At 70.9% G+C, this 26,440-nt stretch carries 29 protein-coding genes; 19 read left to right on the plus strand and 10 right to left on the minus strand.

Going from position 1 to position 26,440, the window contains the following annotated elements; all coding sequences use genetic code 11:
* The first annotated feature begins 27 nt into the window (after positions 1 to 27).
* Positions 28 to 1,296, plus strand: a complete 1,269-nt coding sequence (gene hflX, locus ACO2Q3_RS07060; RefSeq protein WP_423305853.1) for a GTPase HflX — start codon at positions 28 to 30, stop codon at positions 1,294 to 1,296.
* Between the two features lie 68 nt (positions 1,297 to 1,364).
* Positions 1,365 to 2,270, plus strand: a complete 906-nt coding sequence (locus tag ACO2Q3_RS07065) for a hypothetical protein (protein WP_423305854.1) — start codon at positions 1,365 to 1,367, stop codon at positions 2,268 to 2,270.
* Positions 2,271 to 2,392: 122 nt separating this feature from the next.
* On the opposite strand, the gene selD is transcribed toward ACO2Q3_RS07065, so the two are convergent.
* Positions 2,393 to 3,451: a selenide, water dikinase SelD gene (gene selD / locus ACO2Q3_RS07070; protein ID WP_423305855.1), complete on the minus strand. Its 1,059-nt coding sequence runs from the start codon at positions 3,449 to 3,451 to the stop codon at positions 2,393 to 2,395.
* A 95-nt stretch (positions 3,452 to 3,546) separates the two neighbouring features.
* Between selD and mnmH the strand changes: the two genes are divergently transcribed.
* Positions 3,547 to 4,620, plus strand: a complete 1,074-nt coding sequence (mnmH, locus tag ACO2Q3_RS07075; protein WP_423305856.1) for a tRNA 2-selenouridine(34) synthase MnmH — start codon at positions 3,547 to 3,549, stop codon at positions 4,618 to 4,620.
* A 155-nt stretch (positions 4,621 to 4,775) separates the two neighbouring features.
* Here mnmH and mazG read toward each other — a convergent pair whose 3' ends face one another.
* Both mazG and ACO2Q3_RS07085 read right to left on the minus strand, forming a co-directional pair.
* The gene (gene mazG / locus ACO2Q3_RS07080) at positions 4,776 to 5,585 is read right to left on the minus strand and encodes a nucleoside triphosphate pyrophosphohydrolase (protein WP_423305857.1); all 810 of its coding nucleotides are present in this window, start codon (positions 5,583 to 5,585) and stop codon (positions 4,776 to 4,778) included.
* 92 nt (positions 5,586 to 5,677) lie between these two features.
* Positions 5,678 to 6,199: a hypothetical protein gene (locus tag ACO2Q3_RS07085; protein ID WP_423305858.1), complete on the minus strand. Its 522-nt coding sequence runs from the start codon at positions 6,197 to 6,199 to the stop codon at positions 5,678 to 5,680.
* A gap of 109 nt (positions 6,200 to 6,308) precedes the next feature.
* Between ACO2Q3_RS07085 and ACO2Q3_RS07090 the strand changes: the two genes are divergently transcribed.
* Entirely contained in the window at positions 6,309 to 7,967 is a 1,659-nt protein-coding gene (locus ACO2Q3_RS07090) for an AMP-binding protein (RefSeq protein ID WP_423305859.1), read from the plus strand.
* 140 nt (positions 7,968 to 8,107) lie between these two features.
* Here ACO2Q3_RS07090 and ACO2Q3_RS07095 read toward each other — a convergent pair whose 3' ends face one another.
* Together ACO2Q3_RS07095 and ACO2Q3_RS07100 are read right to left on the minus strand one after the other, a co-directional pair.
* Positions 8,108 to 8,878, minus strand: a complete 771-nt coding sequence (locus ACO2Q3_RS07095) for an arginyltransferase (protein ID WP_423305860.1) — start codon at positions 8,876 to 8,878, stop codon at positions 8,108 to 8,110.
* A 101-nt stretch (positions 8,879 to 8,979) separates the two neighbouring features.
* Entirely contained in the window at positions 8,980 to 9,873 is an 894-nt protein-coding gene (locus ACO2Q3_RS07100; RefSeq protein WP_423305861.1) for a flagellar motor protein MotB, read from the minus strand.
* Positions 9,874 to 9,970: 97 nt separating this feature from the next.
* Here ACO2Q3_RS07100 and ACO2Q3_RS07105 point away from each other — a divergent pair, with 97 nt between their 5' ends.
* Together ACO2Q3_RS07105 and ACO2Q3_RS07110 are read left to right on the plus strand one after the other, a co-directional pair.
* Positions 9,971 to 10,828 carry an NAD(P)-dependent oxidoreductase gene (locus tag ACO2Q3_RS07105; protein WP_423305862.1) on the plus strand — a complete coding sequence of 286 codons (858 nt, stop codon included), beginning with the start codon at positions 9,971 to 9,973 and terminating at the stop codon, positions 10,826 to 10,828.
* Positions 10,825 to 11,385: a hypothetical protein gene (locus ACO2Q3_RS07110; protein WP_423305863.1), complete on the plus strand. Its 561-nt coding sequence runs from the start codon at positions 10,825 to 10,827 to the stop codon at positions 11,383 to 11,385. The genes ACO2Q3_RS07105 and ACO2Q3_RS07110 overlap by 4 nt, the downstream gene beginning before the upstream one ends.
* Before the next feature lie 14 nt (positions 11,386 to 11,399).
* Here the strand turns inward: ACO2Q3_RS07110 and ACO2Q3_RS07115 are convergent, their stop codons facing one another.
* On the minus strand, positions 11,400 to 11,918 hold the full coding sequence (locus ACO2Q3_RS07115) for an SRPBCC family protein (protein ID WP_423305864.1): 519 nt from the start codon (positions 11,916 to 11,918) through the stop codon (positions 11,400 to 11,402).
* Positions 11,919 to 12,028: 110 nt separating this feature from the next.
* On the opposite strand from ACO2Q3_RS07115, the gene ACO2Q3_RS07120 reads away from it, so the two are divergent.
* The gene (locus ACO2Q3_RS07120) at positions 12,029 to 12,550 is read left to right on the plus strand and encodes a MarR family winged helix-turn-helix transcriptional regulator (protein ID WP_423305865.1); all 522 of its coding nucleotides are present in this window, start codon (positions 12,029 to 12,031) and stop codon (positions 12,548 to 12,550) included.
* Between the two features lie 13 nt (positions 12,551 to 12,563).
* On the opposite strand, the gene hemB is transcribed toward ACO2Q3_RS07120, so the two are convergent.
* Together hemB and ACO2Q3_RS07130 are read right to left on the minus strand one after the other, a co-directional pair.
* Positions 12,564 to 13,580 (minus strand): porphobilinogen synthase, encoded by a 1,017-nt coding sequence (gene hemB / locus ACO2Q3_RS07125; protein ID WP_423305866.1) that lies wholly within the window; start codon positions 13,578 to 13,580, stop codon positions 12,564 to 12,566.
* A gap of 32 nt (positions 13,581 to 13,612) precedes the next feature.
* Positions 13,613 to 14,122 (minus strand): hypothetical protein, encoded by a 510-nt coding sequence (locus ACO2Q3_RS07130; RefSeq protein ID WP_423305867.1) that lies wholly within the window; start codon positions 14,120 to 14,122, stop codon positions 13,613 to 13,615.
* Between the two features lie 166 nt (positions 14,123 to 14,288).
* Between ACO2Q3_RS07130 and ACO2Q3_RS07135 the strand changes: the two genes are divergently transcribed.
* Together ACO2Q3_RS07135 and hemA are read left to right on the plus strand one after the other, a co-directional pair.
* Complete coding sequence (locus tag ACO2Q3_RS07135) at positions 14,289 to 15,065, plus strand: class I SAM-dependent methyltransferase (RefSeq protein ID WP_423305868.1); 777 nt, start codon at positions 14,289 to 14,291, stop codon at positions 15,063 to 15,065.
* Between the two features lie 241 nt (positions 15,066 to 15,306).
* Positions 15,307 to 16,533, plus strand: a complete 1,227-nt coding sequence (hemA, locus tag ACO2Q3_RS07140) for a 5-aminolevulinate synthase (RefSeq protein WP_423306920.1) — start codon at positions 15,307 to 15,309, stop codon at positions 16,531 to 16,533.
* A 236-nt stretch (positions 16,534 to 16,769) separates the two neighbouring features.
* Here the strand turns inward: hemA and ACO2Q3_RS07145 are convergent, their stop codons facing one another.
* Positions 16,770 to 17,213 (minus strand): MucR family transcriptional regulator, encoded by a 444-nt coding sequence (locus ACO2Q3_RS07145; protein WP_423305869.1) that lies wholly within the window; start codon positions 17,211 to 17,213, stop codon positions 16,770 to 16,772.
* Between the two features lie 156 nt (positions 17,214 to 17,369).
* Between ACO2Q3_RS07145 and glyA the strand changes: the two genes are divergently transcribed.
* The 8 genes from glyA (at position 17,370) to ACO2Q3_RS07185 (ending at position 24,666) form a co-directional block, all read left to right on the plus strand.
* A complete protein-coding gene (gene glyA / locus ACO2Q3_RS07150) occupies positions 17,370 to 18,686 on the plus strand; it encodes a serine hydroxymethyltransferase (protein WP_423305870.1) in 1,317 nt (438 codons plus the stop codon).
* 32 nt (positions 18,687 to 18,718) lie between these two features.
* Entirely contained in the window at positions 18,719 to 19,195 is a 477-nt protein-coding gene (nrdR, locus tag ACO2Q3_RS07155) for a transcriptional regulator NrdR (RefSeq protein ID WP_423305871.1), read from the plus strand.
* A 99-nt stretch (positions 19,196 to 19,294) separates the two neighbouring features.
* Positions 19,295 to 19,759 (plus strand): 6,7-dimethyl-8-ribityllumazine synthase, encoded by a 465-nt coding sequence (locus tag ACO2Q3_RS07160; RefSeq protein ID WP_423306921.1) that lies wholly within the window; start codon positions 19,295 to 19,297, stop codon positions 19,757 to 19,759.
* Between the two features lie 13 nt (positions 19,760 to 19,772).
* Complete coding sequence (gene nusB / locus ACO2Q3_RS07165; protein WP_423305872.1) at positions 19,773 to 20,222, plus strand: transcription antitermination factor NusB; 450 nt, start codon at positions 19,773 to 19,775, stop codon at positions 20,220 to 20,222.
* Positions 20,131 to 21,183, plus strand: a complete 1,053-nt coding sequence (thiL, locus tag ACO2Q3_RS07170; RefSeq protein ID WP_423305873.1) for a thiamine-phosphate kinase — start codon at positions 20,131 to 20,133, stop codon at positions 21,181 to 21,183. The genes nusB and thiL overlap by 92 nt, the downstream gene beginning before the upstream one ends.
* Before the next feature lie 12 nt (positions 21,184 to 21,195).
* The gene (locus tag ACO2Q3_RS07175; protein WP_423305874.1) at positions 21,196 to 21,867 is read left to right on the plus strand and encodes an O-methyltransferase; all 672 of its coding nucleotides are present in this window, start codon (positions 21,196 to 21,198) and stop codon (positions 21,865 to 21,867) included.
* Between the two features lie 55 nt (positions 21,868 to 21,922).
* Positions 21,923 to 22,366, plus strand: a complete 444-nt coding sequence (locus ACO2Q3_RS07180) for a hypothetical protein (protein ID WP_423305875.1) — start codon at positions 21,923 to 21,925, stop codon at positions 22,364 to 22,366.
* A 173-nt stretch (positions 22,367 to 22,539) separates the two neighbouring features.
* Positions 22,540 to 24,666 carry a sodium-translocating pyrophosphatase gene (locus tag ACO2Q3_RS07185; RefSeq protein WP_423305876.1) on the plus strand — a complete coding sequence of 709 codons (2,127 nt, stop codon included), beginning with the start codon at positions 22,540 to 22,542 and terminating at the stop codon, positions 24,664 to 24,666.
* A 128-nt stretch (positions 24,667 to 24,794) separates the two neighbouring features.
* On the opposite strand, the gene ACO2Q3_RS07190 is transcribed toward ACO2Q3_RS07185, so the two are convergent.
* Positions 24,795 to 25,280 carry an outer membrane protein assembly factor BamE gene (locus tag ACO2Q3_RS07190; RefSeq protein WP_423305877.1) on the minus strand — a complete coding sequence of 162 codons (486 nt, stop codon included), beginning with the start codon at positions 25,278 to 25,280 and terminating at the stop codon, positions 24,795 to 24,797.
* 100 nt (positions 25,281 to 25,380) lie between these two features.
* Here ACO2Q3_RS07190 and ACO2Q3_RS07195 point away from each other — a divergent pair, with 100 nt between their 5' ends.
* Together ACO2Q3_RS07195 and ACO2Q3_RS07200 are read left to right on the plus strand one after the other, a co-directional pair.
* Positions 25,381 to 25,905, plus strand: a complete 525-nt coding sequence (locus tag ACO2Q3_RS07195) for a ubiquinol-cytochrome C chaperone family protein (RefSeq protein WP_423305878.1) — start codon at positions 25,381 to 25,383, stop codon at positions 25,903 to 25,905.
* Positions 25,902 to 26,435 (plus strand): YceD family protein, encoded by a 534-nt coding sequence (locus ACO2Q3_RS07200; protein WP_423305879.1) that lies wholly within the window; start codon positions 25,902 to 25,904, stop codon positions 26,433 to 26,435. The genes ACO2Q3_RS07195 and ACO2Q3_RS07200 overlap by 4 nt, the downstream gene beginning before the upstream one ends.
* The last annotated feature ends 5 nt before the right edge of the window (positions 26,436 to 26,440 follow it).

Raw genomic sequence — 26,440 nt, forward strand, 5'->3', positions numbered from 1 at the left:
CGGCGGCCTCAGGTCGAGACCGCCCTCGTGATCCACCCCATCCGTCCGCGCGAGACCTCGCTGCGGAGCCCGCAGGCGCGCCTGGACGAGGCCGCCGGCCTGGCCCAGGCCCTCGACCTCGCGGTGAAGAAGGGGCTGGTCGTCCCGCTGCGCACGGTCACCCCGGCGACCCTGTTCGGCGCCGGCAAGGTCGACGAGATCGCGCGGCTCTGCGACGGCGAGGAGATCGACGTCGTGATCGTCGACGACGCCCTCAGCCCGGTGCAGCAGCGCAACCTGGAGCGGGCCTGGAAGGTCAAGGTGATCGACCGCACCGGCCTGATCCTGGAGATCTTCGCCCGACGCGCGCGCACCCGCGAAGGCAAGCTGCAGGTGGAGCTGGCCAGGCTGGACTACGAGCGCTCGCGCCTGGTGCGCACCTGGACCCACCTGGAGCGCCAGCGCGGCGGCTTCGGCGTCATGGGCGGCCCCGGGGAAACCCAGATCGAGAGCGACCGGCGACTGCTGGCCGAGAAGATGGGCAAGCTGAAGAAGGATCTGGCGGAGGTCGGCCGCACGCGCGGCCTGCAGCGCCAGGCCCGCCGGCGCGTGCCCTATCCGACCATTGCCCTGGTCGGCTACACCAACGCCGGCAAGTCCACCCTGTTCAACCGCCTGACCGAGGCCAAGGTGCTGGCCAAGGACATGCTGTTCGCCACCCTGGACCCGACCCTGCGCCAACTGCGGCTGCCGGGCGGCCGTCCGGCGATCCTCTCCGACACGGTCGGCTTCATCTCCGACCTGCCGCACGAACTGGTCGAGGCGTTCCGCGCCACCCTTGAGGAGGTGCGCGACGCCGACATCGTGCTGCACGTGCGCGACATCGCCGGACCCGACAGCGACGCCCAGGACGAGGACGTGCGCAAGGTGCTGGCCGAGATCGGCGTCGGCCCCGACAGCGGCAAGCGGGTGGTCGAGGTGTGGAACAAGATCGACCAGCTCGACGACGAGGCGCGGGCCGCCATCCTCGGCCGGGCGGAACGGGCCGGCGCTGTGGCGCTCTCTGCGATCACCGGCGAGGGCTGCGATGGCCTGCTGGCGCACATGGCCTCGCTGGTCGACGAGGGGCCGGACCTTGTGTTCGAGCTCGACACTTCGGACGGCGAGGCGCTGGCCTGGCTCTACCGCCACGGCCGGGTGATCGCCCGCGAAGAGGTGGCCGACCACGTGCTCGTTGCCGCCCGCCTCAGCGCCCAGGCTCTGGGCCGCTTCGAGCAGATGCGACCGTTGGCGCAGGTGCGCCCGGCGGCGGAATAGTTCCTGTTTTGTTCTTGACCCGCGATCGCTGAACGTCGAAGCTCGACGGCGATCACGGAGGACTTTCCATGCCTGCGCGCCTTACGTCGGACCGCTTCGCCGCGGCCCAGGCCTTCATGCACGCCCAGGCCGATCCGCTGGAGCTGGCGCTTTGGCGGCTGAGCTTCGAGGGCGGGGAGAGGCAACCGGTGCTGGACGCCCTGGCGCCGTTCCAGAACCCGGACGGCGGCTTCGGGCACGGGCTTGAGCCCGACCTTTCGACGCCGGCGTCCTCGGCCATCGCCACCAGCGTCGGGCTGCGTCACCTGCGCCGTGCGGGAGCTCCGGCGGCGCATCCGATGGTCGCCGGCGCCTTGCGCTGGCTGGCGGCCAACATCGAGGACGGCGTCTGGCCGATCATCGACGCCCGCGTCGACGACGCCCCGCATGCGCCGTGGTGGGCCTACGATTCCGACCTCGCCCAGCGCTGGCAGGGCTTCCGCTTCAATCCGACGGCCGAGATCCTGGCGCATCTCTATCACTTCCGGGACGGCGCGCCGGCGGACCTGATCGCCGCCGCCGAGGCGCGGATGCGCCGCACGGTCGGGGAGTTCGCCCTGATCGACGGCGCCTACGACCTGCGCTGCGCGGCCCTGCTGGCCGAGGCGCCCGGCGTTCCCCAGGACCTGCGTGAGGCGCTGTCGGCGCTGCTGCTCCGGTCCGTCGTGCGGCACGACGCCGCCGACGAACACGCCCCGGCGCTGGACCTTGCACCGCGGCCGGACAGCCTGCTGGCCGGGCCGCTGAAGGACCAGCTGGAGCCGGCCGCCGCGGCCCTGGTCGACGGGCAGACCGCCGATGGCGGCTGGTCGCCGTTCTGGGACTGGGGCTTCGTCGACGAGGCGGCCTGGGCGAAGGCGAAGAAGACCTGGCGCGGGTCGCTCACCCGCCTGGCCGTCGAGGCCCTGGCGGCGCACGGGCGCGTGGATCGCTAGAGCCTGCCGCCTTTTGATGGAACCATCAAAAGGCGCCCAGCAGGCTCGACCCTTTAAGTCTACGAGCACGATTCAGCCTTTTGTCGATTCCGACAAAAGCCATCGTGCTCTAGCGTTGGAAGCTAGCTGACCACCACCTGCGGCGGCCCCGACTGCAGCTGGCCGACGATGGTCGCGGCGGCGAATCCCTGCTCGTGCGCCAGGGTGAGGACGCCGGCCGCCGCCTCGGGCGCTGCGGCGATCAGCAGGCCGCCGCTGGTCTGCGGGTCCGTCAGCAGGTCGCGCCGCCAGGTCTCGAAGCCTTCGGGCAGGACGACGGCGTCGCCGTAGCTGTCCCAGTTGCGGCCGGAGGCGCCGGTGCGGACTCCGTCCCGCGCCAGGGCCTCGACGCCGGGGTGCAGGGGCGCGGCGGCTGCCTGCAGGCGCACGGTGAGGCCGGCCCCGCGCGCCATTTCCAGGGCATGCCCGAGCAGGCCGAAGCCGGTGACGTCGGTGACGGCGTGCACGCCCGGCCGCCCGCCCAGAGCCTGGCCTATGGTGTTGAGCTGGGTGGTGGAGGCGATCATCGCCGCGTAGCCGGCCGCGTCCAGGCGATCCTGCTTCAGGGCCGCGCTGTAGATGCCGACGCCCAGCGGCTTGGTCAGGATCAGCACGTCGCCGGGCCGCCCGCCGCTGTTCTTCAGCAGCTGGTCGGGGCGCGCCAGGCCCAGGGCGACAAGGCCGTAGATCGGCTCGGCGCTGTCGATGGAATGGCCGCCCGCCACGGGCACGCCCGCCGCCGCGCAGACCGAGGCCCCGCCGGCCAGGATCTGCTGGATCATCTCCACCGGCATCCGGCCCACCGGCATGCCGACGATGGCCAGGGCCAGGATCGGCCGGGCGCCCATGGCGTAGACGTCCGACAGGGCGTTGGTGGCCGCGATCCGGCCGAAGGCGAAGGGATCGTCCACCACCGGCATGAAGAAGTCCGTGGTCGCCACCAGCACCTGGTCGTCGTTCAGCCGCCAGGCGGCGGCGTCGTCGGAGGTCTCGGTCCCCACCAGCAGGTCGGGGAACACGGCCGCCGCGGGCATCTTCGCCATGATGTCGCGCAGCACCGCGGGCGCGAGCTTGCAGCCGCAGCCGCCCCCGTGCGCCAGCGAGGTGAGGCGAGGGGGCTCGAGCGCGATCGTCTCGGTCATGGCGGCGGCTCCGGGTTGGGAAGGCGCTCTATAGCAGGCTCAGCAGGTCGCCGGCCAAGCCTTGCCCTCGCCGCCGCGCGCTCTAGGTTGCCGGCATGGCGAACCCCGAGGCGACGCAAGACATCACCCCCGCGGCCCTGGCCCGGTTCGACGCCATCATCGACGTGCGCAGTCCCGCCGAGTTCGCCGAGGACCATGTGCCGGGCGCCATCAACCTGCCCGTGCTGAACAACGACGAACGGGCGCTGGTGGGCACGATCTATGTCCAGGAGTCGCGCTTCAAGGCGCGGCGCATCGGCGGCGCGATCGTGGCGCGCAACGTGGCGCGGCATCTGGAAACCGCCCTGGCCGACCGGGACGGCGCCTTCCAGCCGCTGGTCTACTGCTGGCGCGGGGGGCAGCGTTCCGGGGCCATGGCGGTGATCCTGGCCCAGGTGGGCTGGCGCACCACGGTGCTGACCGGCGGCTACAAGACCTATCGCCGCTGGGTGCAGCGGCGCCTGTACGACGAGCCGCTGGCGCTGAAGCTGGTGCTGCTGGACGGCGGAACCGGCGTGGGCAAGACCGAGATGCTGCACCGCCTCGCCGAACGCGGCGCGCAGGTGCTGGACCTCGAAGGCCTGGCCGGTCACCGCGGGTCGCTGTTCGGCGGCATCCTGGGTCAGGCCCAGCCGGGCCAGAAGCTGTTCGAATCGCGGCTGCTCGGCGCCATCGACGCCCTGGACCCGGCCCGGCCGATCGTGGTCGAGGCCGAATCCAGCCGCATCGGCGAGCGCATGACCCCGCCGTCGATCTGGAGCCTGATGGGCCAGGCGCCGCGCATCGAGCTCTCGGCCCCGCGGGCGGAGCGGGCCACCTACCTGGTGCGCACCTACGGCGACATCATCCGCGACCGTCCGGCGCTGGACGAGGCCCTCACCCGCCTGCCGGTCTATCCCGGCCGCCAGCGGCTTGCCGACTGGGCCGCGCTGGCCGACGCGGGCCAGTTCGAGACCCTGGCCGAGGCGCTGATGGAGCTGCACTACGACCCGGCCTACGCCCGCTCCAGCCGCAAGGATCAGCGGCCCCTGCTGGCGACGGTCGACCTGCCGGCCCTGACGTCGGAGGCGCTGGCCGAGGGGGCGGACCAGATCGTGGCGGCGATCCGCCAGCGTTTCGGGGTGCTGTAGGCTGAGGCGCTCCGCTGGAGCCCCCATCCCCCGCATTCGCGGGGACTTCCCCCAGAGGGGGAAGAGAACGGAAGCTGAAGCGGCGACTCTCTTCCCCCTCTGGGGGAAGTACCGCCGAAGGCGGGGATGGGGGCTCCAGCGAAGCGCGGCCTAAGCTAGGGGCGCTTCTTCTCCGCGGCCTTGGCCTGGTCCCACAGGGCGTCCATCTCGGCGAGGTCGGATTGGGCGGGGGTCTTGCCCGCCTCGGCCAGGCGCGCCTCGATATAGCGGAAGCGGCGGCCGAACTTGGCGTTGGTCGCCCGCAGGGCGTCCTCCGGCTCGATGTCCAGCTGGCGGGCGAGGTTGGCGACCACGAACAGCACGTCGCCCAATTCCTCGCGCGCCTTGGCCATGTCGCCGGCCTCGATCTCGTGCTCCAGTTCGGCGACTTCCTCGTGCAGCTTGTCCAGCACCTCCTTGGCGGAGGGCCAGACGAAGCCGACGCCGGCGGCCCGGCGCGACAGCTTCACCGCCCGGGTCAGGGCCGGCAGGCCCACCGGCACGTCGTCCAGCAGGCTGGCGGCCTTGCCCTTCTCGGCGCGCTCCTCGGCCTTGATCACCTCCCACGCGGCGGTCTGTTCGGCGGATGAGCGGTGATCGGCGTCGCCGAACACATGCGGATGGCGGCGGATCATCTTGTCGTTGATCGCCCGGGCCACGTCGTCGAAGGCGAAGGCGCCCTGTTCCTCGGCCATGCGCGCGTGGAAGACCACCTGGAACAGCAGGTCGCCCAGCTCCTCGCGCAGGTCCTTCAGGTCGCCGCGCTCGATGGCGTCGGCCACCTCGTAGGCCTCCTCCACCGTATAGGGGGCGATGGTCGCGAAGGTCTGTTCCAGGTCCCACGGGCAGCCGCCATCGGGGTCGCGCAGCCGCGCCATGATCTGCAGAAGCTCGTCGAGGGGCGGCAGCGGGGCGGCGTCAGGCATGGGGCGACTCAAGGGGCGGGAGGAGGAGGCGGCCGGTCGCCGCCGGACCGATCAAGCCCGGCGGCGGTCTGCCTCGCAAGCCCTCTCGACGTCTATCGCGACGCCAGCTGCTCGCCGTGGGCGACGCGGTCGGCGAACATCTCGAAGGTGTGGTCGGCGTCGCCCCAGGTGGACTGGGTGCGCGCCAGCCACAGCTCGCTTTCCTTCCACTCGTAGCGGACCGGCTCGCTGGTCCCGTCGGGACGCACCAGCGTCCCCTCGATGCGCGCGCCGCCGAGGCCGAAGCTCTGCAGCGAGAGGCCGGGGGTGTCGCCCAGCTGCTTGAAGGTGGGATGATTGGGCGTGGCGTCGGCCAGCACCAGGCGCAGCTCGCCGCCGCCGGCCGCCAGGCCGCCCTTGCGCTGCAGGGCGCGCACCACGTCGTCCTTGAGCTCCTTGGCCAGGTCGTCGAGGTCGCGCTGGCCGTACTTGTCGGCCTTCTTCTGCAGCTCCGGCCCGATGGTCACGCTGACCGCCGAGACCGCATGCGGTGCGGCCGCCTGGGCGGCGGTCGAAAGCCCCGCCGTGGACAGGACGACGCCGGCCAGGCCCGCGGCCAGAAACATCGCTCTCATGGTTCAACTCCTTCGACTTGCCCGCTCGCACAGGGAATATAGGACGCAGAGGCGGCGCGGCCATCCGTCGCGCGGCGCAAGACTGAGCCATGCGGGAGATGAACCGGGGATGACGGCGAGCCAGACGCTGCGCGCGGCGCGGGACTTCCTGGTGGCGAACCGCGCCGACTACGCCGCGGCGGTCGCCGGGTTCCGCTGGCCGCGACTGGAGCGTTTCAACTTCGCGCTCGACTGGTTCGACGCCGTGCCCGACGCCGAGACCCGCGAGGCCCTGCGCATCGTCAGCGACGACGGACCGGCCGAGGTTCGCACCTATGCCGAGCTGTCGGCCGCCTCCAACCGGGTCGCCAACTTCCTGCGCGCGGCCGGCCTGAAGCGCGGCGACGCGGTGCTGCTGATGCTCGGCAACGAGGTGGCGCTGTGGGAGACGCTGCTGGCGGCGATGAAGCTGGGGGCGGTGGTGATTCCGACCTCGACCCTGCTCAGCGGCGCGGAGCTGGAGGACCGGCTGACCCGCGGGCGCGTGCGCTTCGTGATCGCCGGGGCGGACTACGCGGGTCGCTTCCTGGCCGGTGACTGGACCGGGGTGGCGGTCGGCGGCCGGCCGGCCGGCTGGCTGGCCTTTGCCGACGCCCATGGGGCGCTGGCGACCTTCGCGCCGGACGGCGAGACCGGCGCGGACGATCCGCTGCTGCTGTATTTCACCTCCGGCACCACCTCGCGGCCCAAGCTGGTGCTGCACAGCCACGTCTCCTATCCGGTCGGCTCGCTGTCGACCCTGTACTGGCTGGGGCTGACGCCCGGCGACCGGCACCTGAACATCTCCTCGCCGGGCTGGGCCAAGCACGCCTGGAGCTGCGTGTTCGCGCCGTGGCTGGCCTGGGCGACGGTGGTGGTGCTGAACCATCCAAGGTTCGATCCGGCGGCGACGCTGGCGGCGCTGCGGCGCGAGGCGGTGACCACCTTCTGCGCGCCGCCGACGGTCTGGCGGCTGTTGATCCAGGGCGACCTGGGCCCCCGTCCGCCGGCGCTGCGCGAGCTGATCGGCGCCGGCGAGCCGCTGAACCCCGAGGTGATCGATCAGGTGCAGGCGGCCTGGGGCCTGACCATTCGCGACGGCTACGGCCAGACCGAGACCACCGCCCAGGTCGGCAACACCCCCGGTCAGCCGGTGGTCCCGGGGGCCATGGGCCGGCCGCTGCCTGGCTACCGCCTGGTGTTGGACGGCGAGGGGGGCGAGGGCGAGGCGTGTCTCTCGCTGGGCGAGGACCGGCCGCTGGGGCTGATGGGCGGCTACTGGGAGGACGGAGCGGTGCGGCCGCTGGACGGCGACCTCTACCACACCGGCGACGTGGTCTCGCGCGATGCGGCCGGGGTGCTGACCTACGTTGGGCGGGCCGACGACGTGTTCAAGGCCTCCGACTACCGGATCAGCCCGTTCGAGCTGGAGAGCGCGCTGATCGAGCATCCGGCGGTAGCCGAGGCGGCGGTGGTGCCCTCACCGGACCCGCTGCGCCTGGCGCTGCCCAAGGCCTTCGTGGCGTTGGCCGCCGGTCATGCGCCGAGTGAGGAGACCGCCCGCTCGATCCTGGCCCATGCCCGCGAGCGCCTGGGACCGTTCAAGCGCATCCGCCGGCTGGAGGTGTTCGACCTGCCCAAGACCATCTCCGGCAAGATCCGTCGGGTGGAGCTGCGCGCCATGGAGGCGCAGCGTCGCGCCGACGGCGTGCGGGGCGCGCTGGAATGGTGGGAGGAGGATTTCGGCTGATTCTCTCCTCCCCCCTTGGGGGAGGGGGACCGCGAAGCGGTGGAGGGGGCTCGAGCTTGGCGCCAGCGCTTGCACTCCGCTGGAGCCCCCATCCCCGGCTTTGCCGGGACTTCCCCCAATGGGGGAAGAGAACCGTCAGCTCACCCCGCCTCGCGGTCGCGGGTCGACATCACCGTCCAGCCCTGCGGGCGCAGCACTTCCAGGGGCGAGAAGCGGGCCTTGTAGTCCATCTTCTGGCTGCCCTGCACCCAGTAGCCCAGGTAGACGTACGGCAGGTCCATCAGGCCGGCCTGGACGATGTGGTCGAGGATGATGAACGAGCCCAGGCTGTTGCGGGCCAGGGACGGGTCGAAGAAGCTGTAGACCAGCGACAGGCCGTCGGCGAGCTGGTCGACCAGGGCGCAGGCGATCAGGTCGCCGACGCCGACGCCCTTGGGACCGCCGTCGCGCGGCGCGGCGCGGTATTCCACCATGTGGGTGCGCACGGCGGTGTCCTCGACCATGGCCACGTAGTCCGGCCAGGTCATGTCGGCCATCCCGCCGCCGGCGTGGCGCGAGGTGAGGTAGCGCCGCAGCAGGTCGAACTGTTCGATGGTGGCCTCGGCCTCCACCACGTGCCGCGCCAGGTCGCCGTTGCGGTTGAGAATCTTGCGCTCGGACCGCGAGAACACATAGTCCGCCACCGGCAGCCGCGCCGAGACGCAGGCCGCGCAGGACTCGCAGGCCGGGCGATAGGCGATGTTCTGTGAGCGGCGGAAACCGCCCTGGGTCAGGCTGTCGTTGACCTGGGCGCCGTCCAGCAGCGGCAGGTGGGCGAACACCTTCCGCTCCTCGCGTCCGGGCAGGTACGGACAGGGGGAGGGCGCCGTCAGGAAGAACCGAAGCTGGCGCGTCGGAAAGTGCTGGGTCACCTGAGCCTAGGGTCCTCCAAACCGCGCCGGCAAATCGGCCGGAACAGCCTCAATGTGGGGATTAGGGGGCATGGTCGCCCGCAGCGCAAGGCGCCCGCGATCTAAAGACCGTGATTGGGCGGCAGCACCGGCGCTTCGCGCAGCAGCACGATGGCGATGCGCCGGTTTCCGGGCAGCATCGGGTCGTCGGCGTAGAGGGGATCGGAGCTGGCCTTGCCGGCCACCTGGTAGACCCGGTCGGGCAGCACGCCGGCGCCCTGCAGCAGGGTGCGGGCGGCATCGGCGCGGGCCGACGACAGGGCCCAGTCCGAGGCCGGCTTGGCCCCGTCGGGGCTGGCGCTGGTGTGGCCCGAGACGCTGATCCGGTTGGGCAGCTGGTTGATCACCTTGGCCACCGCGCGCAGCAGCACCCTGGCCCGGTCGTTGGGCTGGGCCGAGCCCTCCTTGAACATCGAGCGGCCCTCCTGATCGACCAGCTGGATGCGCAGGCCCTCGGGGGTGTTGTCGATGATCAGCTGCTTCGACAGTTCGGCCAGCTCCGGCATGTCCTGCATGGCCTGGCGCAGCGACTGGGCGGCGCTCTGGAAGGCGGCGTCCTCGGCCTTTTGCTGCGCCTGCTGCTCGGCGGTCGGCCCACCGTTCTGGCTGGCGTTGCTCTGGCCCACGTCCTTGACGTCGGGCGGGGCCGGCGGCGCCATGGCCTCGATCACCGCCTTGGAGCCGGAGGACTTGGCGCCGTCGTCGGCCAGGGCCGTGCCGGCCAGGATGCCGCCCGAGCCGCTGGTGGTCTCCGCCACGCTGGCGGGGGCGAAATAGTCGGCGATGCCGCGCTTCTGTTGCGGGCTGGTGGTGTTGATGAGCCACATCAGCAGGAAGAAGGCCATCATCGCCGTCACGAAGTCGGCGTAGGCCACCTTCCAGGCGCCCCCATGGTGGCCGTCATGTCCGCCCTTCTTCACCTTCTTGATGATGATGGGCGCTTCGCCGACGGCCATGACGCTTCCTAAGGGGGATTAACCTTGAATCGTCGGCTAAGGTCGCCCGGCATCGTTAAGATGGTGTTGCACGAAGCGTAGTGGGAAAGGGTGTCGCATGCGGGTTGGCTTTGTCGGGCTTGGGGTGATGGGCGGGCCGATGGCGGGGCATCTGGCCCGGGCCGGCCACGAGATGCGGGTGTTCAACCGCTCGCCGGACAAGGCGCGGGCGTGGGCCGAGGCGCACGGCGGCCACGCCGCCGCCACGGTGGCCGAGGCGGCCGAGGGGTGCGCGCTGCTGGCGCTGTGCGTGGGCAATGACGACGACGTGCGCGCCGTGGTGGGCGAGGCGCTGCCGGCGCTGGCGTCGGGCGCGGTGATCGTCGACCACACCACCACCTCGGCGAAGCTGGCGCGGGCGATGGCCGAGTCGGCCGCGGCGCAGGGCCGCAGCTTCCTGGATGCGCCGGTGTCCGGCGGCCAGGCCGGGGCGGAGAACGGCCAGCTGTCGATCATGATCGGCGGCGAGGCGGCGGCGGTGGCGCGGGCCGAACCGGTGATCGGAGCCTACGCCAAGGCCATCAAGCACATGGGCGGCCCGGGGGCCGGCCAGCTGACCAAGATGGTCAACCAGATCTGCATCGCCGGCGTGGTGCAGGGGCTGGCCGAGGCGGTGGCCTTCGCCGGCAAGGCCGGGCTCGACCCGACGCTGGTCTACGAGGCCGTGTCCAAGGGCGCCGCCCAGTCCTGGCAGATGGACAACCGCTGGAAGACGATGTCGGAGCAGAAGTTCGACTTCGGCTTTGCCGTCGACTGGATGCGCAAGGACCTTGGTCTGGTGCTGGACGAGGCGAGGTCCAACGGCGCGCGGGTGGAGGTCACCGCCCTGGTCGACCAGTTCTACGCCGAGGTGCAGGCGATGGGTGGGCGGCGCTGGGACACGTCCAGCCTTGCCGCGCGGCTGCAGACGCGATGACCGGCCGGCGATCGGGCGCGGCGCTATCGGGCGCGGCGCTTCTGGCCGCGGTGGCGGCGGTGGCGATCCCCAACGGCCGGCCGGCGTCGGCGATGCAGCTGGCGGCCAGGACCTGTGACGTGCGGCTCAACGTCATCGACCAGGATCCCGCCGGGCTGAACGTGCGCGCCGCGCCGGGGGGCGGGGTGATCGGCGTGCTCAAGGCCCGCAACGCCTGGGTCGAGACGCACGTCGTCGGGCAGATGGGCGAGTGGCTGCGTATCGACGAGGCGGTGCTGATCGACGACGACCAGCCGGACGGCGAGAAGCGCCTGTTCAAGGGCGATGGCTATGTGCACGTCAGCAAGCTCGGCTTCGAGACGCTGAACCCCAACGGCGTGGTGCGCGCGCTGCCGGGCGGCCGCGGCGCGGTGGTGTACCGCGCGCCGACCGACGAGGCGAAAATCGCCAGGGCGCAGGTGCTCGGCTGCGACGGCGCCGAGGTGCAGGTGCGGGTGGGCGCGGTCACGGGCTGGACCCGCGACTTCTGCTCGAACCAGCGCACCACCTGCGCCTGAGGCGCGCCGAACGCTCAGGCGATCTCGCCGACCAGGGCGCCGACCTGTTCGCGATAGGTGTCGCGCGCCGCCTTGAACACCTCGAAGGGGAAGCGGATCGGCGCCCCCGCCAGCGCGGCGGCGAGCATCTCCAGGTGCGCGGCCCAGCCGGCGGCGGCGCGCCCGGGGTCCTCGCCCGCCGGCGTGGTCAGCGTCAGGGTCAACACCGACATGGCGCCGATCGGCTCCACTTCCCAGCGCAGCGGCCGCACGGGTTCGCCGGGTCCGCTCCAGGAATACTCCAGCAGTCGCGGCGGCTCGTAGGCGGTGACGGCGCTGCGGATGACGATGCCGCTCTCGCCGAAATCCAGGTGCGCCTCGCCGCCGGCCTGCGGCGCGATCTCCCCGGGGGCCAGCCACTGGGGCAGCTGCTCCGGCTGGGTCAGGGCGGCCCAGACCTCTTCGACATGGTTGTCGAGGGTCAGGCGGAAGCGCGCGACGATGTGGTCGTCGTGGCGGGTGAATTCGGCCTGTTCGAATCCGACGTCGGTCATGCTGACGGTCCTCCTTCGCCTGCGACAATGCGCCCGCGCGGCCGCGCGGCCTTGACGTGCGTCAATGCTTTCGGCGACCTGCGCCGCCGCAGGCGTTGGGGGAAGTTGCGTTGGTCGATCGTCTATCCCGGCTGATCGGGCCGGATCCGAAGGGCGAGTTCCCCTTTGAAGTCTCCGAGTATCTGATCCAGGCGCTGCACCGGGCCGGCCGGTTCCGCGACCTGGCGTTCGAGGCCGCGCTGCAGCCGCTGCGCCTCAACATGACCCGCTATCGCATCCTGGTGGCCGTGGTGCGGGCGGGGGCCTGCACCATGTCGGACCTGTCGGTGCTGATCGGCCACGACCGGACGACGCTGGCGCGGGCGGTCGACCAGCTGGTCGCGGCGAACCTCGTCGTGCGGCAGACGGTGGCCAACGACCGCCGCTTCGTGGAGCTGACGGCGACGCCGGAGGGCGTGGCCCTGTTCGAGCGCACCGTGCCCCTGGCCGAGACCCTGAACGCGGAAATCTTCGCCGGCCTGGACGACGACCGCAAGCGCGAGATGCTGCGCGGCCTTCAGGTCATTCTCGAAAACCTGGACGCCGGGGCCGAGGCTGTGGCCCGCGAGCTCGGCTCGCGCTGGACCGGCTGACGGAAGGTCGGGTTCAGGCCCCGAGCAGCCTGGCCGCCCGCGGTGCGAAATAGGTGATCACCCCCGCGCAGCCGGCCCGCTTGAAGGCGCCCAGGCTCTCCAGGATGGCGCGCTCCTCGTCCAGCCAGCCATTGCCGGCGGCGGCCATGATCATCGCGTACTCCCCCGAGACCTGGAAGGCGAAGGTCGGCATGGCGAAGGCCTCGACCACCCGCCGCACGATGTCGAGATAGGGCATGCCCGGCTTGACCATCACCATGTCGGCGCCCTCGGTGATGTCGAGCGCCACCTCGCGCAGCGCCTCCTCGGTGTTGGCGGAATCCATCTGGTAGGTCTTCTTGTCGGCCGGGTTGTCCACCGAGCCGGTCCCCAGCTTTCCCGAGCCGATCGCCTCGCGGTAGGGGCCATAGAAGGCCGAGGCGTACTTGGCGGCATAGGACATGATCATCACGTCCTGGTGGCCGGCGCCCTCCAGCGCGCCGCGCAGGGCGGCGACGCGGCCGTCCATCATGTCGGACGGGGCGAGGATGTCGCAGCCGGCCTCGGCCTGAACCAGGCCCTGGGCCACCAGCCGCTCGATGGTGGCGTCGTTGAGGATGCGGCCGCCCTCGATCACCCCGTCGTGGCCGTGGTCGGTGAAGGGGTCCAGCGCCACGTCGCACATGATGCCGACCTCGGGCGCGGCGTCCTTCATCGCCTTGACCGCGCGGCAGACCACGCCGTCCGGATCGGCCGCCTGTTCGCCCAGGGCGTCCTTCTTCTCCGCGTCGATGTGCGGGAACACGGCGATGGCGGGGATGCCCAGGGCCCGGGCCTCCTTCGCCGCCTTGGCGCACTCGGCGACCGACAGGCGCTCGACGCCGGGCATGGAGGGCACCGGGATGCGGCCTTCGCCCTCGTGCACCACCATCGACCAGATGAAGTCCGACGGCGTCAGCACGCTCTCGCGCACCAGCCGGCGGGTCCAGTCGGCCTGGCGCAGGCGGCGCAGGCGCAGGGCGGGGTAGGGGGCCAGCGGGGCCTTGCTCATGGCGACATCCGTACGCTTCGGCGCCGAAGGGGTCAGGCGCGCAGCGCCCCATCGCCGATGGCGCGGTCCGTGGCAAGCCGGATGAAGCCGATGGCCGAGGCGGCGACCAGCCACAGCAGCGCCAGGAACGACAGGATGATGGTCGCCACCACCAGTCCTACCACCGGCGTCGCCACCCGCAGGTGCTGCAGGTCGCTCATCACCAGCAACCGGGCCAGATCGACGGAAAAGCTGGTCCAGGTCTTGTCGACCCCCACCTGCACGAAGTCGACGGCGGCCAGCAGGGCGGCGGTCAGCGCGGCGGCCGAGGCGGCCACGGACAGGCCGAAGGCCACCCAGAAGATGCGGATCTGAAAGCGCAGGTGGCTGCGGATGCGCAGCGGCGCCTCGTTCTGCTGGGCGTAGGCGATGATCACCGCCACCAGTCCGGGAATGCCGGCGAAGAAGATCGAGGCGAACAGCAGGCCGTAGTTCACGAGGGCCAGAGTCCGGTCCAGCGAGTCCTGGCGCCAGGGCGACGCGGTGGTCGTCGCTTGTGTCATGCCGGCTTCCAGCTCCCCGCCCCCGGGCGACTCGGCAGGAGGTTGCGCCAATAAACCTGCGGGCTCAACTCCCTGACGGCGCAATGCGTCCCGGCGCCTTTCCGGAAATTAATGTGCGGGGCCCGCTGGCTGGCGTAAGCATTGCCTAAAGCAACGGAGGACAGCGATGCAGCGACGCGGCGTGACCGCCCTGATGGGCGCGGCGATGGTTTCGGCGGCGGCGTTCGCCGGCTGGCAGGCGGGGGCGGCCGAACACGCCGCGCCGGCCTATGTCGCCAAGGCGGTGGCCAATCCCGCGCGGCCCAAGGAAGACACCGATCGCGACGCGGCCCGCAAGCCGGCGCAGATGCTGGAATTCGCCGGGATCAAGCCGGGCGAGACGGTGGTCGATCTGATGCCGGGCAAGGGCTATTTCTCCAAGCTGTTCGCGGGCGCCGTCGGTCCCACGGGCAAGGTCTATGCCTTCCAGCCGGCGGAATTCGCGTCGTTCAGCAAGACCCCGTTCCCGGCCAGCGGCTCCGTGCCGGACGCCGCCTGGCCGAACGTGGTGTTCGTCAGCGCGCCGATCAGCGACTTCGCCGTGCCGACCAAGGCGGACGTGGTCTGGACCGCGCAGAACTATCACGACATGCACGACAGCTTCATGGGGCCGGCCGACCTGGCCAAGGTCAACGCGGCGGTGTTCAAGGCGCTCAAGCCCGGCGGCTACTACGTGATCCTCGACCACGCGGCGGCGGCCGGATCGGGCCTCTCGGCCACCGACACCCTGCACCGCATCGATCCGGCCTCGGTGAAGGCCGAGGTCACCGCGGCGGGCTTCAAGTTCGTCGGCGAAAGCCGCGTGCTGGCCAATCCTGCGGACAACCACAGCCTCAAGGTGTTCGACCCGTCGCTGCGCGGTCACACCGACCAGTTCATCTACAAGTTCCGCAAGCCGGCCTGAGGTCGCGAAGCCGGCCAAGGCGGCGCGGGGAATCGCCAAGCGTGGGACGTTTCGTCCCTGGCGCTGAACAGTGTTAAGTTGATATATTCCCGGTCGTGGCGCATCCGGACGCCATGCCTGGGGCGTATCGACCGCATAGGGGATAGCCCCTAGGTGACATGGGTGGAGGGTTCATGCCATGAACCCCGCCACCTTCCGCAGGCGGTCCAGCCGCCGCGCACTGACACAGGTTGGGGTCATGGTGGACTACAAGGCTGCTTTCCGTAACGCCGTCGAGCAGGTCCGCGCCGAAGGGCGCTATCGGGTATTCGCCGATCTGAAGCGCCATCGCGGCGACTTCCCGCTGGCCACCTGGACGACGCCGGAGGGCGACGAGCGCGACGTGGTGGTCTGGTGCTCCAACGACTACCTCGGCCAGGGCCAGAACCCTGTGGTGATCGAGGCCATGCACAGGGCCATCGACGAGGCCGGCACCGGCTCGGGCGGCACGCGCAACATCTCCGGCACCACCCACTACCACGTCGAGCTGGAGCAGGAGCTGGCCGACCTGCACGGCAAGGAAGCGGCGCTGCTGTTCACCTCGGGCTACGTCTCCAACGAGGCGACCCTGGCGACGCTGCAGAAGATTCTGCCCGGGCTGCTGGTGTTCTCCGACGAGCTGAACCACGCCTCGATGATTGCCGGCATCCGCAACGGGCGCGGCGCCTACCAGGTGTTCCGCCACAACGACCTGGCGCACCTGGAACAGCTGCTGAAGGCCGCGCCGGCCGACGCCCCCAAGCTGGTGGCGTTCGAAAGCGTCTATTCCATGGACGGCGACATCGCCGACCTGGCGGGGACCGCGGCCCTGGCCAAGAAGTACGGCGCCCTGACCTACCTCGACGAGGTGCACGCCGTGGGCCTCTACGGCGTGCGCGGCGGCGGCGTCTCCGAGCGCGATGGGGTGGCCGACCAGATCGACATCATCGAAGGCACCCTGGGCAAGGCGTTCGGGGTGATGGGCGGCTATATCACCGGCGAGACCGACCTGGTCGACGCCATCCGCAGCCACGCCTCGGGCTTCATCTTCACCACCTCCCTGCCACCGGCGCTGTCCGCGGGGGCGGTGGCCTCGATCCGCTACCTGAAGGCCCACAACGAGGTGCGCGTGCGCCACCAGGAACGGGCGGCGTCGCTGAAGGCGCGGCTGACGGCCGCCGGCCTGCCGGTGATGCCGTCGGTCAGCCACATCGTGCCGGTGCTGGTGGGCGATCCCACGCACTGCAAGCTGGTCTCGGACATGCTGCTGAGCGATCACGGCATCTATGTGCAGCCGATCAACTATCCCACGGTGCCGCGGGGCACCGAGCGCCTGCGCTTCACGCCGACGCCGTTCCACACCGACGCCATGATGGACGACCTGACCCGGGCGCTCGAGCGGCTCTGGGCCCAGTGCAACATCGCACGGCTGGGCGGCCAGGCGGCCTAGCCTGGCGTCTCTGCGGATGACCGGTTCCTGCCGGTTGCTTCCAGGCCCAAGCTCGTGGGCCCGCCCGCGGCTGTCTGCAGGCGGCAGGCTGCGCCTGCAGACCCAGCCGGTGGGTCAGGCGGCCTTTCGCGCCGCCGGACGGCCCTTGAAGACGTCCTGAAGGGGCCGCAATGGCAAGGCGCCGGGCGGGGAGGGGTCCCCGTCCGGCGTCGCCATTCAGCGGAAATGTGCTGGCCTCAGCGCCCGCGGCGGACGCCGCGGCCCAGGCCGATCTGCTTGGCGAAGTCGGAACGCCGCGCGGCGTAGGCGGGCGCCACCATCGGATAGTCCGGCGGCAGGCCCCATTTGCGCCGGTAGTCCTCCGGGCTCATGTCGTACTGCGCGCGCAGGTAGCGCTTGAGCATCTTCAGCTTCTTGCCGTCTTCCAGGCAGATGATGAAGTCATGCTGCACGGAGCGGGCGATCGGCACTGCCGGGCGCTGTCGCTCCTTCGGCGCCGCCGGTGGCGCCGAGCCCAGCCCGGTCAGCGCGCCGTGCACCTTGCCGATAAGCTCCGGCACCGCGGCGGCGGAAATGGGATTTTGACCGACATAGGCGGCCACGATGTCTGCGCTCAGTCGAAGCAGCTCGTTGGTCGCCCCTTCGTCCGTCTTGCGGTCGTCACCGCTGGCGGAAGTCATGCACTACGCCCTCTCTTGATCGATGCGTCGCCCCAGAAGCCCAAACAGCTTCAGAAGGCGGAGGTTCCATGGCGATTGTCGGGCGGCGCCGGTTGATCGTGGCGGCAAAGGGATTAGAGAAGGCGCCATCCCCGCAGCTGCTCCAGGAGGCGAGTCTTGACCGCCACCGCGCCCGTTTCCGCCAAGCCCTCCAACGACACCGACGCCGGCTTCTTCACGGCCGATCTGGCGGCGTCCGACCCGGCGATCGCCGCCGTGGTCGGCAAGGAGCTGCGCCGCCAGCAGGGGCAGATCGAGCTGATCGCCTCGGAGAACATCGTCTCGCGCGCGGTGCTCGAGGCGCAGGGTTCGATACTGACCAACAAGTACGCCGAGGGCTATCCGGGCAAGCGGTACTACGGCGGCTGCGAGGAGGTGGACGTCGCCGAGCTGCTGGCCATCGAGCGCGCCAAGCAGCTGTTCGACGCCAAGTGGGCCAACGTCCAGCCGCACTCCGGCTCGCAGGCCAATCAGGGCGTGTTCATGGCGCTGCTGCAGCCGGGCGACACCTTCATGGGCATGGACCTGAACGCCGGCGGTCACCTGACCCACGGCAAGTCGGTGAACCAGTCGGGGATGTGGTTCAAGCCGGTGGCCTATACCGTGCGCACCCAGGACCAGATCATCGACTATGACGGCATGGCCGAGCTGGCCGCCGAGCACCGGCCGAAGCTGATCATCGCCGGGGGATCGGCCTACAGCCGGGTGATCGACTTCGCCCGCTTCCGCGAGGTGGCCGACAGCGTCGGCGCGTACCTGATGGTGGACATGGCCCACTTCGCCGGCCTGGTGGCCGCGGGCGAGTTCCCCAATCCGCTGCCGCACGCCCACGTGGTGACCACCACCACGCACAAGACCCTGCGCGGCCCGCGCGGCGGCATGATCCTGTCCAACTCCACCAAGCTGGGCAAGAAGATCGACGCGGCGGTGTTCCCCGGCATCCAGGGTGGCCCGCTGATGCATGTGATCGCCGCCAAGGCGGTGGCTTTCGGCGAGGCCCTGCGGCCGGAGTTCAAGGCGTATGCCCGCCAGGTGATCGCCAACGCCCGCGCCCTGGCCGACGAGCTCGGCAAGGCCGGCATGAACATCGTCGCCGGCGGCACCGACAGTCACCTGATGGTGGTGGACCTGACGCCCAAGAACGTCACCGGCAAGGCCGCCGAGGACAGCCTGGAGCGGGCCGGCATCACCTGCAGCCGCTCGACCATCCCGTTCGATCCGCGCCCGCCGATGTATTCGTCGGGCGTGCGGCTGGGCACCCCGGCCGGCACCACCCGCGGCTTCGGCGAGGCGGAGTTCCGCAAGGTCGCCGGCTTCATCGCCGAGGTGGTCGACGGCCTGGCCGCCAACGGCGAGGACGGCAACGGCGCGGTCGAGGCCAAGGTGCGCCAGGACGTGCTGGACTTGACCTCGCGGTTCCCGATCTACAATTGATAGTATGACTGCCGCTTGAGGAGGGGCACATCATGCGGTGCCCATTCTGCGGCCACGCCGAAAGCCAGGTGAAGGACAGCCGTCCGTCGGAAGACGGGGCGGCGATCCGTCGTCGCCGGCTGTGCCCCGAGTGCGGCGGGCGCTTCACCACCTTCGAGCGGGTGCAGCTGCGCGAGCTGACCATCTTGAAGCGCTCCGGCCGGCGCACGCCGTTCGAGCGCGAGAAGCTGGTGCGCTCGATCGCCGTGGCCACCCGCAAGCGCCCCATCGAACCCGACCGCGTCGAGCGGATGATCAACGGCATCGTCCGTCAGCTGGAAAGCCAGGGCGAGACGGAGCTGCCGTCTTCGGTGGTGGGCGAGATGGTGATGAAGGCCCTCAAGTCGCTCGATGAGGTGGCCTATGTGCGCTACGCCTCGGTGTACCGCGACTTCCGCCAGACCGAGGACTTCGCCAAGTTCCTCAGCGACGAGGGGCTTTCCGAAGACGGGGTCGTCGAGGTCGAATAGGCGCCGCGCCGGCCCTTTCATCACGGTGTTGGACGCGCGCCCCCGCGGCGGCGTAGGTTTGCCGCCCCATCGCCTGTCGCCAGCGGAATCTCCATGTCCATGCTCGAAGAGCCCCCGCGCATCCTGATCGTCGAGGCCCGGTCCCTGGACCGGCTCTCCGATGAGCTGCTGCGCGGCGCCCAGAGCGCCCTCGACGCCTTCGGCGCCGAACACAGCCTGCTGGCCGCGCCCAGCGCCTTCGAGATCCCGGCGGTGATCGCCATGGCCGAGGAGCATGGCCACCGGCCGGCCGGCGTGCGCTACGACGGCTATGTGGCCCTGGGCGCGATCATCCGCGGCGAGACCTTTCAGTTCGAGGTGCACGCCCAGGAGACGGCGCGCGGGCTGATGGATCTGGCCATCGGCCGGCGCCTGGCGATCGGCAACGGCGTGCTGATCACCGACGACGAGGCCCAGGCCCTGGCCCGGGCGCATACCTCCGAAGGCGATCGCGGCGGCTGGGCGGCCAAGGCGTGCCTGGACATGGTCGTCATTCGCCGCCAATTGCTGGGCCAGGTTCGATGATGAGTGTTTTCCGATGAGCAAGTCCGGCCGCCAGGCCCGTTCCGTGGCCCGCCTCGCCGCCGTGCAGGCGCTGTATCAGATGGAGGTGTCCGGGGTGGGCGCCGACGCGGTGGTGCGCGAATTCACCGATCACCGCTTCGACCGCGACATCGATGACGTGCGCCTGGCCGAGGCCGACGAGGCGTTCTTCGGCGACCTGGTGCGCGGCGTGGTCGCCGACCAGGCGGCGGTGGACCGCGCCATCATCAAGCGGCTGGCCGAGGGCTGGAAGCTGGAACGCATCGACGCCACGGTGCGCGCCATCCTGCGCGCCGGCGCCTACGAGCTGATGCGTCTGGCCGAGGTGCCCACCGAGGTCGCCATCGACGAGTATGTCGAGATCGCCAAGTCGTTCTTCGACGGCTCCGAACCGGGCTTCGTCAACGGCGCGCTGGACGCCATCGCCCGCGATGTCCGGGGGTGACGCCGGCGGCGCGGGGCCGGGCGGCGGCGAGTTCGCCGAGATCGCCAGGCTCTACCGCCCGCTGACGCGCGGGGCGCCCGAGGCCCTGGCGCTGCTGGACGACGCCGCGGTGCTGCCGTCGCGGCCGGGTTTCGACCTGGTGCTGACGGCCGACGCCCTGGTGGAAGGCGTGCACTTCCTGCCCGACGATCCGCTGGACAGCGTGGCGCGCAAGCTGCTGCGGGTGAACCTGTCCGACCTCGCCGCCAAGGGCGCCGAGCCCTACGGCTACCTGCTGACCACCGCCTGGTCGCCGCGCTGCGGGCCGGCCGAGCGCGCGGTCTTCGCCCGCGGCCTGGAGATGGACGGGGCGGCGTTCGACCTCGTCCTGCTGGGCGGCGACACCGTCTCGACGCCCGGACCGCTGACCCTGGCCGCGACCCTGCTGGGATGGGTTCCGGCGGGCGCCTTGGTGCGGCGCGGCGGGGCCAGGGCCGGGGACCGGCTGCTGGTCAGCGGCCAGATCGGCAAGGGCTGGCTGGGCCTGGCGGCGCGGCAGGGCCGTCTGGCCGATCCTGACGGCGCCTTCAGCGACTTCTACCGCCTGCCGCAGCCGCGACTGGCGCTCGCCCCGGCCCTGCGCGCGCACGCCAGCGCCGCGGCCGATGTTTCCGACGGCCTGGTGGCCGATGCGGGCCATCTGGCCAAGGCCAGCGGCCTGTCCCTGACCCTGGCCCTGGACGCCATCCCGCTGCACCCGGCGATCGTCCGGGCCGACCGGCTGGCGGCGGCCACCGGCGGCGACGACTACGAGGTGGTCTGCGCGGCGCCGCCCGAGGCGGTCGCCGCCCTGATCGATGCGGCGCGGGCCGCGGGGGTGCCCCTGAGCGAGATCGGCGCCTTCGCCGAGGGCGAGGGGGTGATCGTCACCGATGGCGGCCAGACGGTCGACGTGCAGGCCGCCGGCTGGCGGCACTTCTAGAGGAGCCGCGACATGCCCCGCACCGACCAGCCGCTCTGGACCGCCGTCGACGACTACCTGGTCGAAGCGCTCGTGCCGGCCGACGCGGCGCTGCAGGCGGCGCTCGAGGCCAGCGACGCCGCGGGCCTGCCGGCGATCGCCGTGGCCCCCAACCAGGGGCGCATGCTGGAGCTGATGGCGCGCTCGATCGGCGCGCGGCGGATCCTGGAGATCGGCACCCTGGGGGGCTATTCCACCCTCTGGCTGGCGCGCGCCCTGCCGGCGGACGGCCGGCTGATCAGCCTGGAGTTCGATCCGCGCCACGCCGAGGTCGCCCGCGGCAACATCGCCCGCGCCGGCTTCGCCGACCGGGTCGAGGTGCGCGTGGGCCGGGCGATCGACAGCCTGCCGGGCGTGGAGGGGCAGGGGCCCTTCGACATGGTGTTCATCGACGCCGACAAGCCCAGCAACCCGGACTATTTCGCCTGGGCGATGCGCCTGACCCGGCCGGGCGGGCTGATCATCGTCGACAACGTGGTGCGCGGCGGCGCGGTCGCCGACGCGGACAGCCGCGATCCGAACGTGATCGGCGTGCGCCGGATGAACGCGATGATCGCCGCCGAGCCGCGCGTGCTGGCGACCGCGGTGCAGACCGTCGGCGCCAAGGGCCACGACGGCTTCGCCATGCTGCTGGTCACCCGCTGACCGGGTTCCGACGCTCGGAAACCTTTGCGCAACCGGCGCGGCTCAGGGTGAAGGCATGCGCCGACTCGTCCCCGCTCTCGCCGCCGTCGCCCTGACCCTGGTCGCCGCGCCCTCGCAGGCCGCGGAGGAAGCCAAGAAGCCGGGGACAGGCCAGTACGTCGACTTGGCGCCGGTGGCCCTGCCGGTGGTGCTGGACGGGCGGATCATCAACTATGTGTTCGTCTCGGTGCGGGTGAACCTGACGTCCGGGGCCAACGCGCCGAAGCTGCAGTCCAAGGAGCCTTATTTCCGCGACGCCCTCGTGCGCGCGGCGCATCGCGCGCCTTTCACCCGCTACGACGACTACACCCAGCTCGACGACGGCAAGTTGAAGGCGTCGCTCTACGCCGACGCGACGGCCATCGCCGGGCCCGGGCAGATCGCCTCGGTGTCGATCCTGTCCGAGCAGGCCAAGCAGCACGCCGGTCTACCCAAGCCGCGTTCGCCCCACGCGCGCTGACCCTTAAGCGAACCTTGCCGCGGCTTGCGCGGCGCAAGAGCTTGTGGAAGCTTGCGCCGTCTTTGAGGCGCCGACCGGGCGTCTCACCTACCCAAGGCAGGGAAAACACGCCCGGACACGGCGCCAAGGCGCTGGATGATCCGGAGCGCAATAAAGAGTGAGGGGCGCTTAGAATGAATGTCTTAATGCTGGTGATACTCGCCGGCTTGCTCGCCGTGGCTTACGGCGCCGTCCAGTCCGCATCGCTGATGCGCGCCTCGGCCGGCAACGACCGTATGAAGGAAATCGCCGCGGCCATTCAGGAAGGGGCTCAGGCCTACCTGAACCGTCAATACACCACCATCGGCATCGTCGGCCTGGTCATCCTGGTCGCGGTGTTCTTCCTGATCGGCCCGCTGGCCGCGGCGGGCTTCGCCATCGGCGCGGTGCTGTCGGGCCTGGCCGGGTTCGCCGGCATGCTGATCTCGGTCCGCGCCAACGTGCGCACCGCCCAGGCGGCGTCGGAAAGCCTCGCCAAGGGCCTGTCGATGGCCTTCCGCTCCGGCGCGGTGACCGGGATGCTGGTGGCCGGCTTCGCCCTGCTGGGCGTGTCGGTCTACTATTTCATCCTCACCGGTCCGCTGGGCAAGGCGCCCACCGACCGCGAAGTGGTCGACAGCCTGGTGGCCCTGGGCTTCGGCGCCTCGCTGATCTCCATCTTCGCCCGTCTGGGCGGCGGCATCTTCACCAAGGGCGCCGACGTGGGCGGTGACATGGTGGGCAAGGTCGAGGCCGGCATCCCGGAGGATGACCCGCGCAACGCCGCCACCATCGCCGACAACGTGGGCGACAACGTCGGCGACTGCGCCGGCATGGCCGCCGACCTGTTCGAGACCTATGCGGTGACCACCGTGGCGACCATGGTGCTGGCGTCGATCTACTTCGCCGGCAGCGGGGCCGCGACCATGATGCTGCTGCCGCTGGCCATCTGCGGCGCCTGCATCATCACCTCGATCATCGGCGCCTTCTTCGTGCGCCTCGGCAAGTCGCAGAACATCATGGGCGCCCTGTACCAGGGCCTGATCGTCACCGGCGTGCTGTCGGCGATCGCGCTCTATTTCGTGTTCACCAAGATGGTGCCCGACACCGTCACCACCAGCGGGGGCGTGTCGTTCAACGGCCTGACCCTGTTCTGGTGCGGCCTGGTCGGCCTCGGCGTCACCGCGGCCATCGTGGTGATCACCGAGTACTACACCGGCACGGGCTTCCGTCCGGTGAAGTCGGTGGCCAAGGCCTCGGTGGCCGGTCACGGCACCAACGTGATCCAGGGCCTGGCCATGAGCCTGGAATCCACCGCCGCCCCGGCGCTGGTGATCATCGCCGGCATCCTGATCGCCTTCAACCTGGCGGGCCTCTACGGCATCGCCATCGCCACCACCACCATGCTGTCCCTGGCCGGCGTGATCGTGGCCCTCGACGCCTTCGGCCCGGTGACGGACAACGCCGGCGGCATCGCGGAAATGGCCGGCCTGCCGCCGGAAGTGCGGGTGTCCACCGACGCCCTCGACGCCGTCGGCAACACCACCAAGGCGGTGACCAAGGGCTATGCGATCGGCTCGGCCGGCCTTGGCGCCCTGGTGCTGTTCGCCGCCTACACCGCCGACCTGAAGTACTTCGCGGCCAACGCCACGCCCGGCAGCTTCTTCGACCAGCTGGGTCCGGTGGCCTTCGACCTGTCCAACCCCTACGTGGTGGTCGGCCTGCTGTTCGGCGGCCTGCTGCCGTTCCTGTTCGGCGGGCTGTCGATGACCGCCGTGGGCCGGGCGGCGGAAGCCGTGGTCGCCGAGGTGCGCCGCCAGTTCAAGGAGAACCCGGGCATCATGACCTATGAGGTCAAGCCCGAGTACGGCAAGGCGGTGGACATCCTGACCCGCGCGGCCATCCGCGAGATGATCGTGCCGTCGCTGCTGCCGGTGGTCTCGCCGGTGGTGCTGTTCTTCGTCATCCGCCTGATCTCCGGCTCCAAGGTCGAGGCGTTCGCCTCGCTGGGCGCCATGCTGATGGGCGTGATCGTCACCGGCCTGTTCGTCGCCATCTCGATGACCTCGGGCGGCGGCGCGTGGGACAACGCCAAGAAGCTGATCGAGGAAGGTCACTACGGCGGCAAGGGCTCGGACGCGCACAAGGCGGCCGTGACCGGCGACACCGTCGGCGACCCCTACAAGGACACGGCGGGTCCCGCCGTGAACCCGATGATCAAGATCACCAACATCGTGGCCCTGCTGCTGCTGGCGGTGCTGGCCCACGGGGTGATCCACTAGCCTTTCGAGACCCGCGGAAACGCGAACGCCCCGGAGCTGCGGCTCCGGGGCGTTTTCTTTTCGGGGTCGGGTGACGGGGGAGGGGGCCGGGCCGGCCGCGCGCCCTCCAGGCCGTCAGTCGCAGTCCGTCAGGGACGATCGCCGGGGTGGCTGCCGGGGGTCTGGTTCTGGTCGGGCGGCAGCACGCCGGAGGCGCCGATCGAGCCCAGCAGCTGTTCCAGCACAGTCATCTCGCGCCCGCGGGTCGGGGTCTCGCGCCTGTTGTAGGCGAACACCTTGCCGTCCTCGAGGCCGTACTTGCGCACGTCGACGACCTGTTCGCTGTTCTTGTCGAAGCTGATGGCCACCACGTCGCGGCGCGACATGCGCGGATTGTAGAACGAGGTGCGGTTCACGACCTGGTCCATGTAGTACCAGGTGTCCTTGTCGAAGGTGGACGTCGCGGTGGGCGTGCCCAGCTTGGCCAGCACGGTGGAGCGGGTGTCGTCGCCCACCTTCACGTCGGCCGGGTTGCTGTCGATGGCCTGAAAGCCCTGATAGGTGGTGGTCGGCGCACAGGCGGCGACGCCCAGCACCGAGAGGGCGGCGACGGCAAAGGCGACTTTTCGAAACATGGCGATCCGGACTCTTTGAGAAGGCGACCTTTGACCTATCGCCGCCGGCCGCCTAGTGCAATGCGCGTCAATGGCGCGCCCCTGGGGCGGAATAGAGGCAATGGTGACACTGTTCGACCGGCTCCTGGCGAAAGGCCCCGTCAAGACGGCGGCCAGGCGGCTGCATGAATCGGCCGTGGCGCAGGGTCGGCTGCCTGAGCTGTACCTCGATCTCGGCGCCCCCGACACCGTCGAGGGCCGTTTCGAGATGCTGACCCTGCACGTGATTTTGCTGATCGACCGGCTGAAGGACGAACCCGACGCCGCCGGCGTGCGCCAGGCGCTGTTCGACACCTATGTCCGCGACCTCGACGGCGCCCTGCGTGAGATGGGGGTGGGCGACCTGTCGGTGGGCAAGAAGATGCGCAAGCTCGGCGAGGCCTTCTACGGCCGGGCCAAGGCCTACGACGCCGCCTTCCGCGCCCTGCCGGACACCGCGCCGCTGGCCGACGTCGCCTCGCGCACGGCCCTGGGCGGCGCGGATGGCGCGCCGCTGGCGGGCTACATCCGGGCGGTCCGCGAGACCCTGGCCGCGCAGCCGACCGCCGCCCTCGCGGACGGCGACGTGATCTGGCCGGGCGCATGAGACCGCCGCCCCCCCGCTGGTCGCGGCTGGTCAGCTGGCGCGACATCCCGCTGGAGCTTCGGCTCGAGGCCGACGAGGCCACCCGCAAGGCGCTGGCCCGCGACCTCGGCCTGGAGGCGCTGGGATCCCTGACGGCCGACCTCGCCCTGAAGCCCTGGCTGGACGGGGCGGAGATGACCGGCCGCCTTCGGGCCACCGTCACCCAGATCAGCGGCGTCTCGCTGGAGCCGTTCGACTCGATGATCGACGAGCCGCTGCTGATCCGCTTCGTGCCCGCCGGCAGCCCGCACGCGCCGCCGCCGCCGGAGGACGAGGTCGAGGTGGACCTCGACGCCGACGATCCGCCCGACGTGGTCGACGGCGACGCCATCGACGTGGCGCACTATGTGGTCGAGCAGCTGTCGCTCGCCATCGATCCCTTTGCCCGCAAGCCCGGCGAGGTGTTCGAGCCGCCGCCGGACGAGAGCCCGTCCTCGCCGTTCGCCGCCCTCGCCGCCCTCAGGGCGGCCAAGGACGAGGACAAGGCCTAGAAGCC

The organism is Caulobacter sp. KR2-114, assembly GCF_049446115.1.
Classification (GTDB): Bacteria; Pseudomonadota; Alphaproteobacteria; order Caulobacterales; family Caulobacteraceae; genus Acaudatibacter.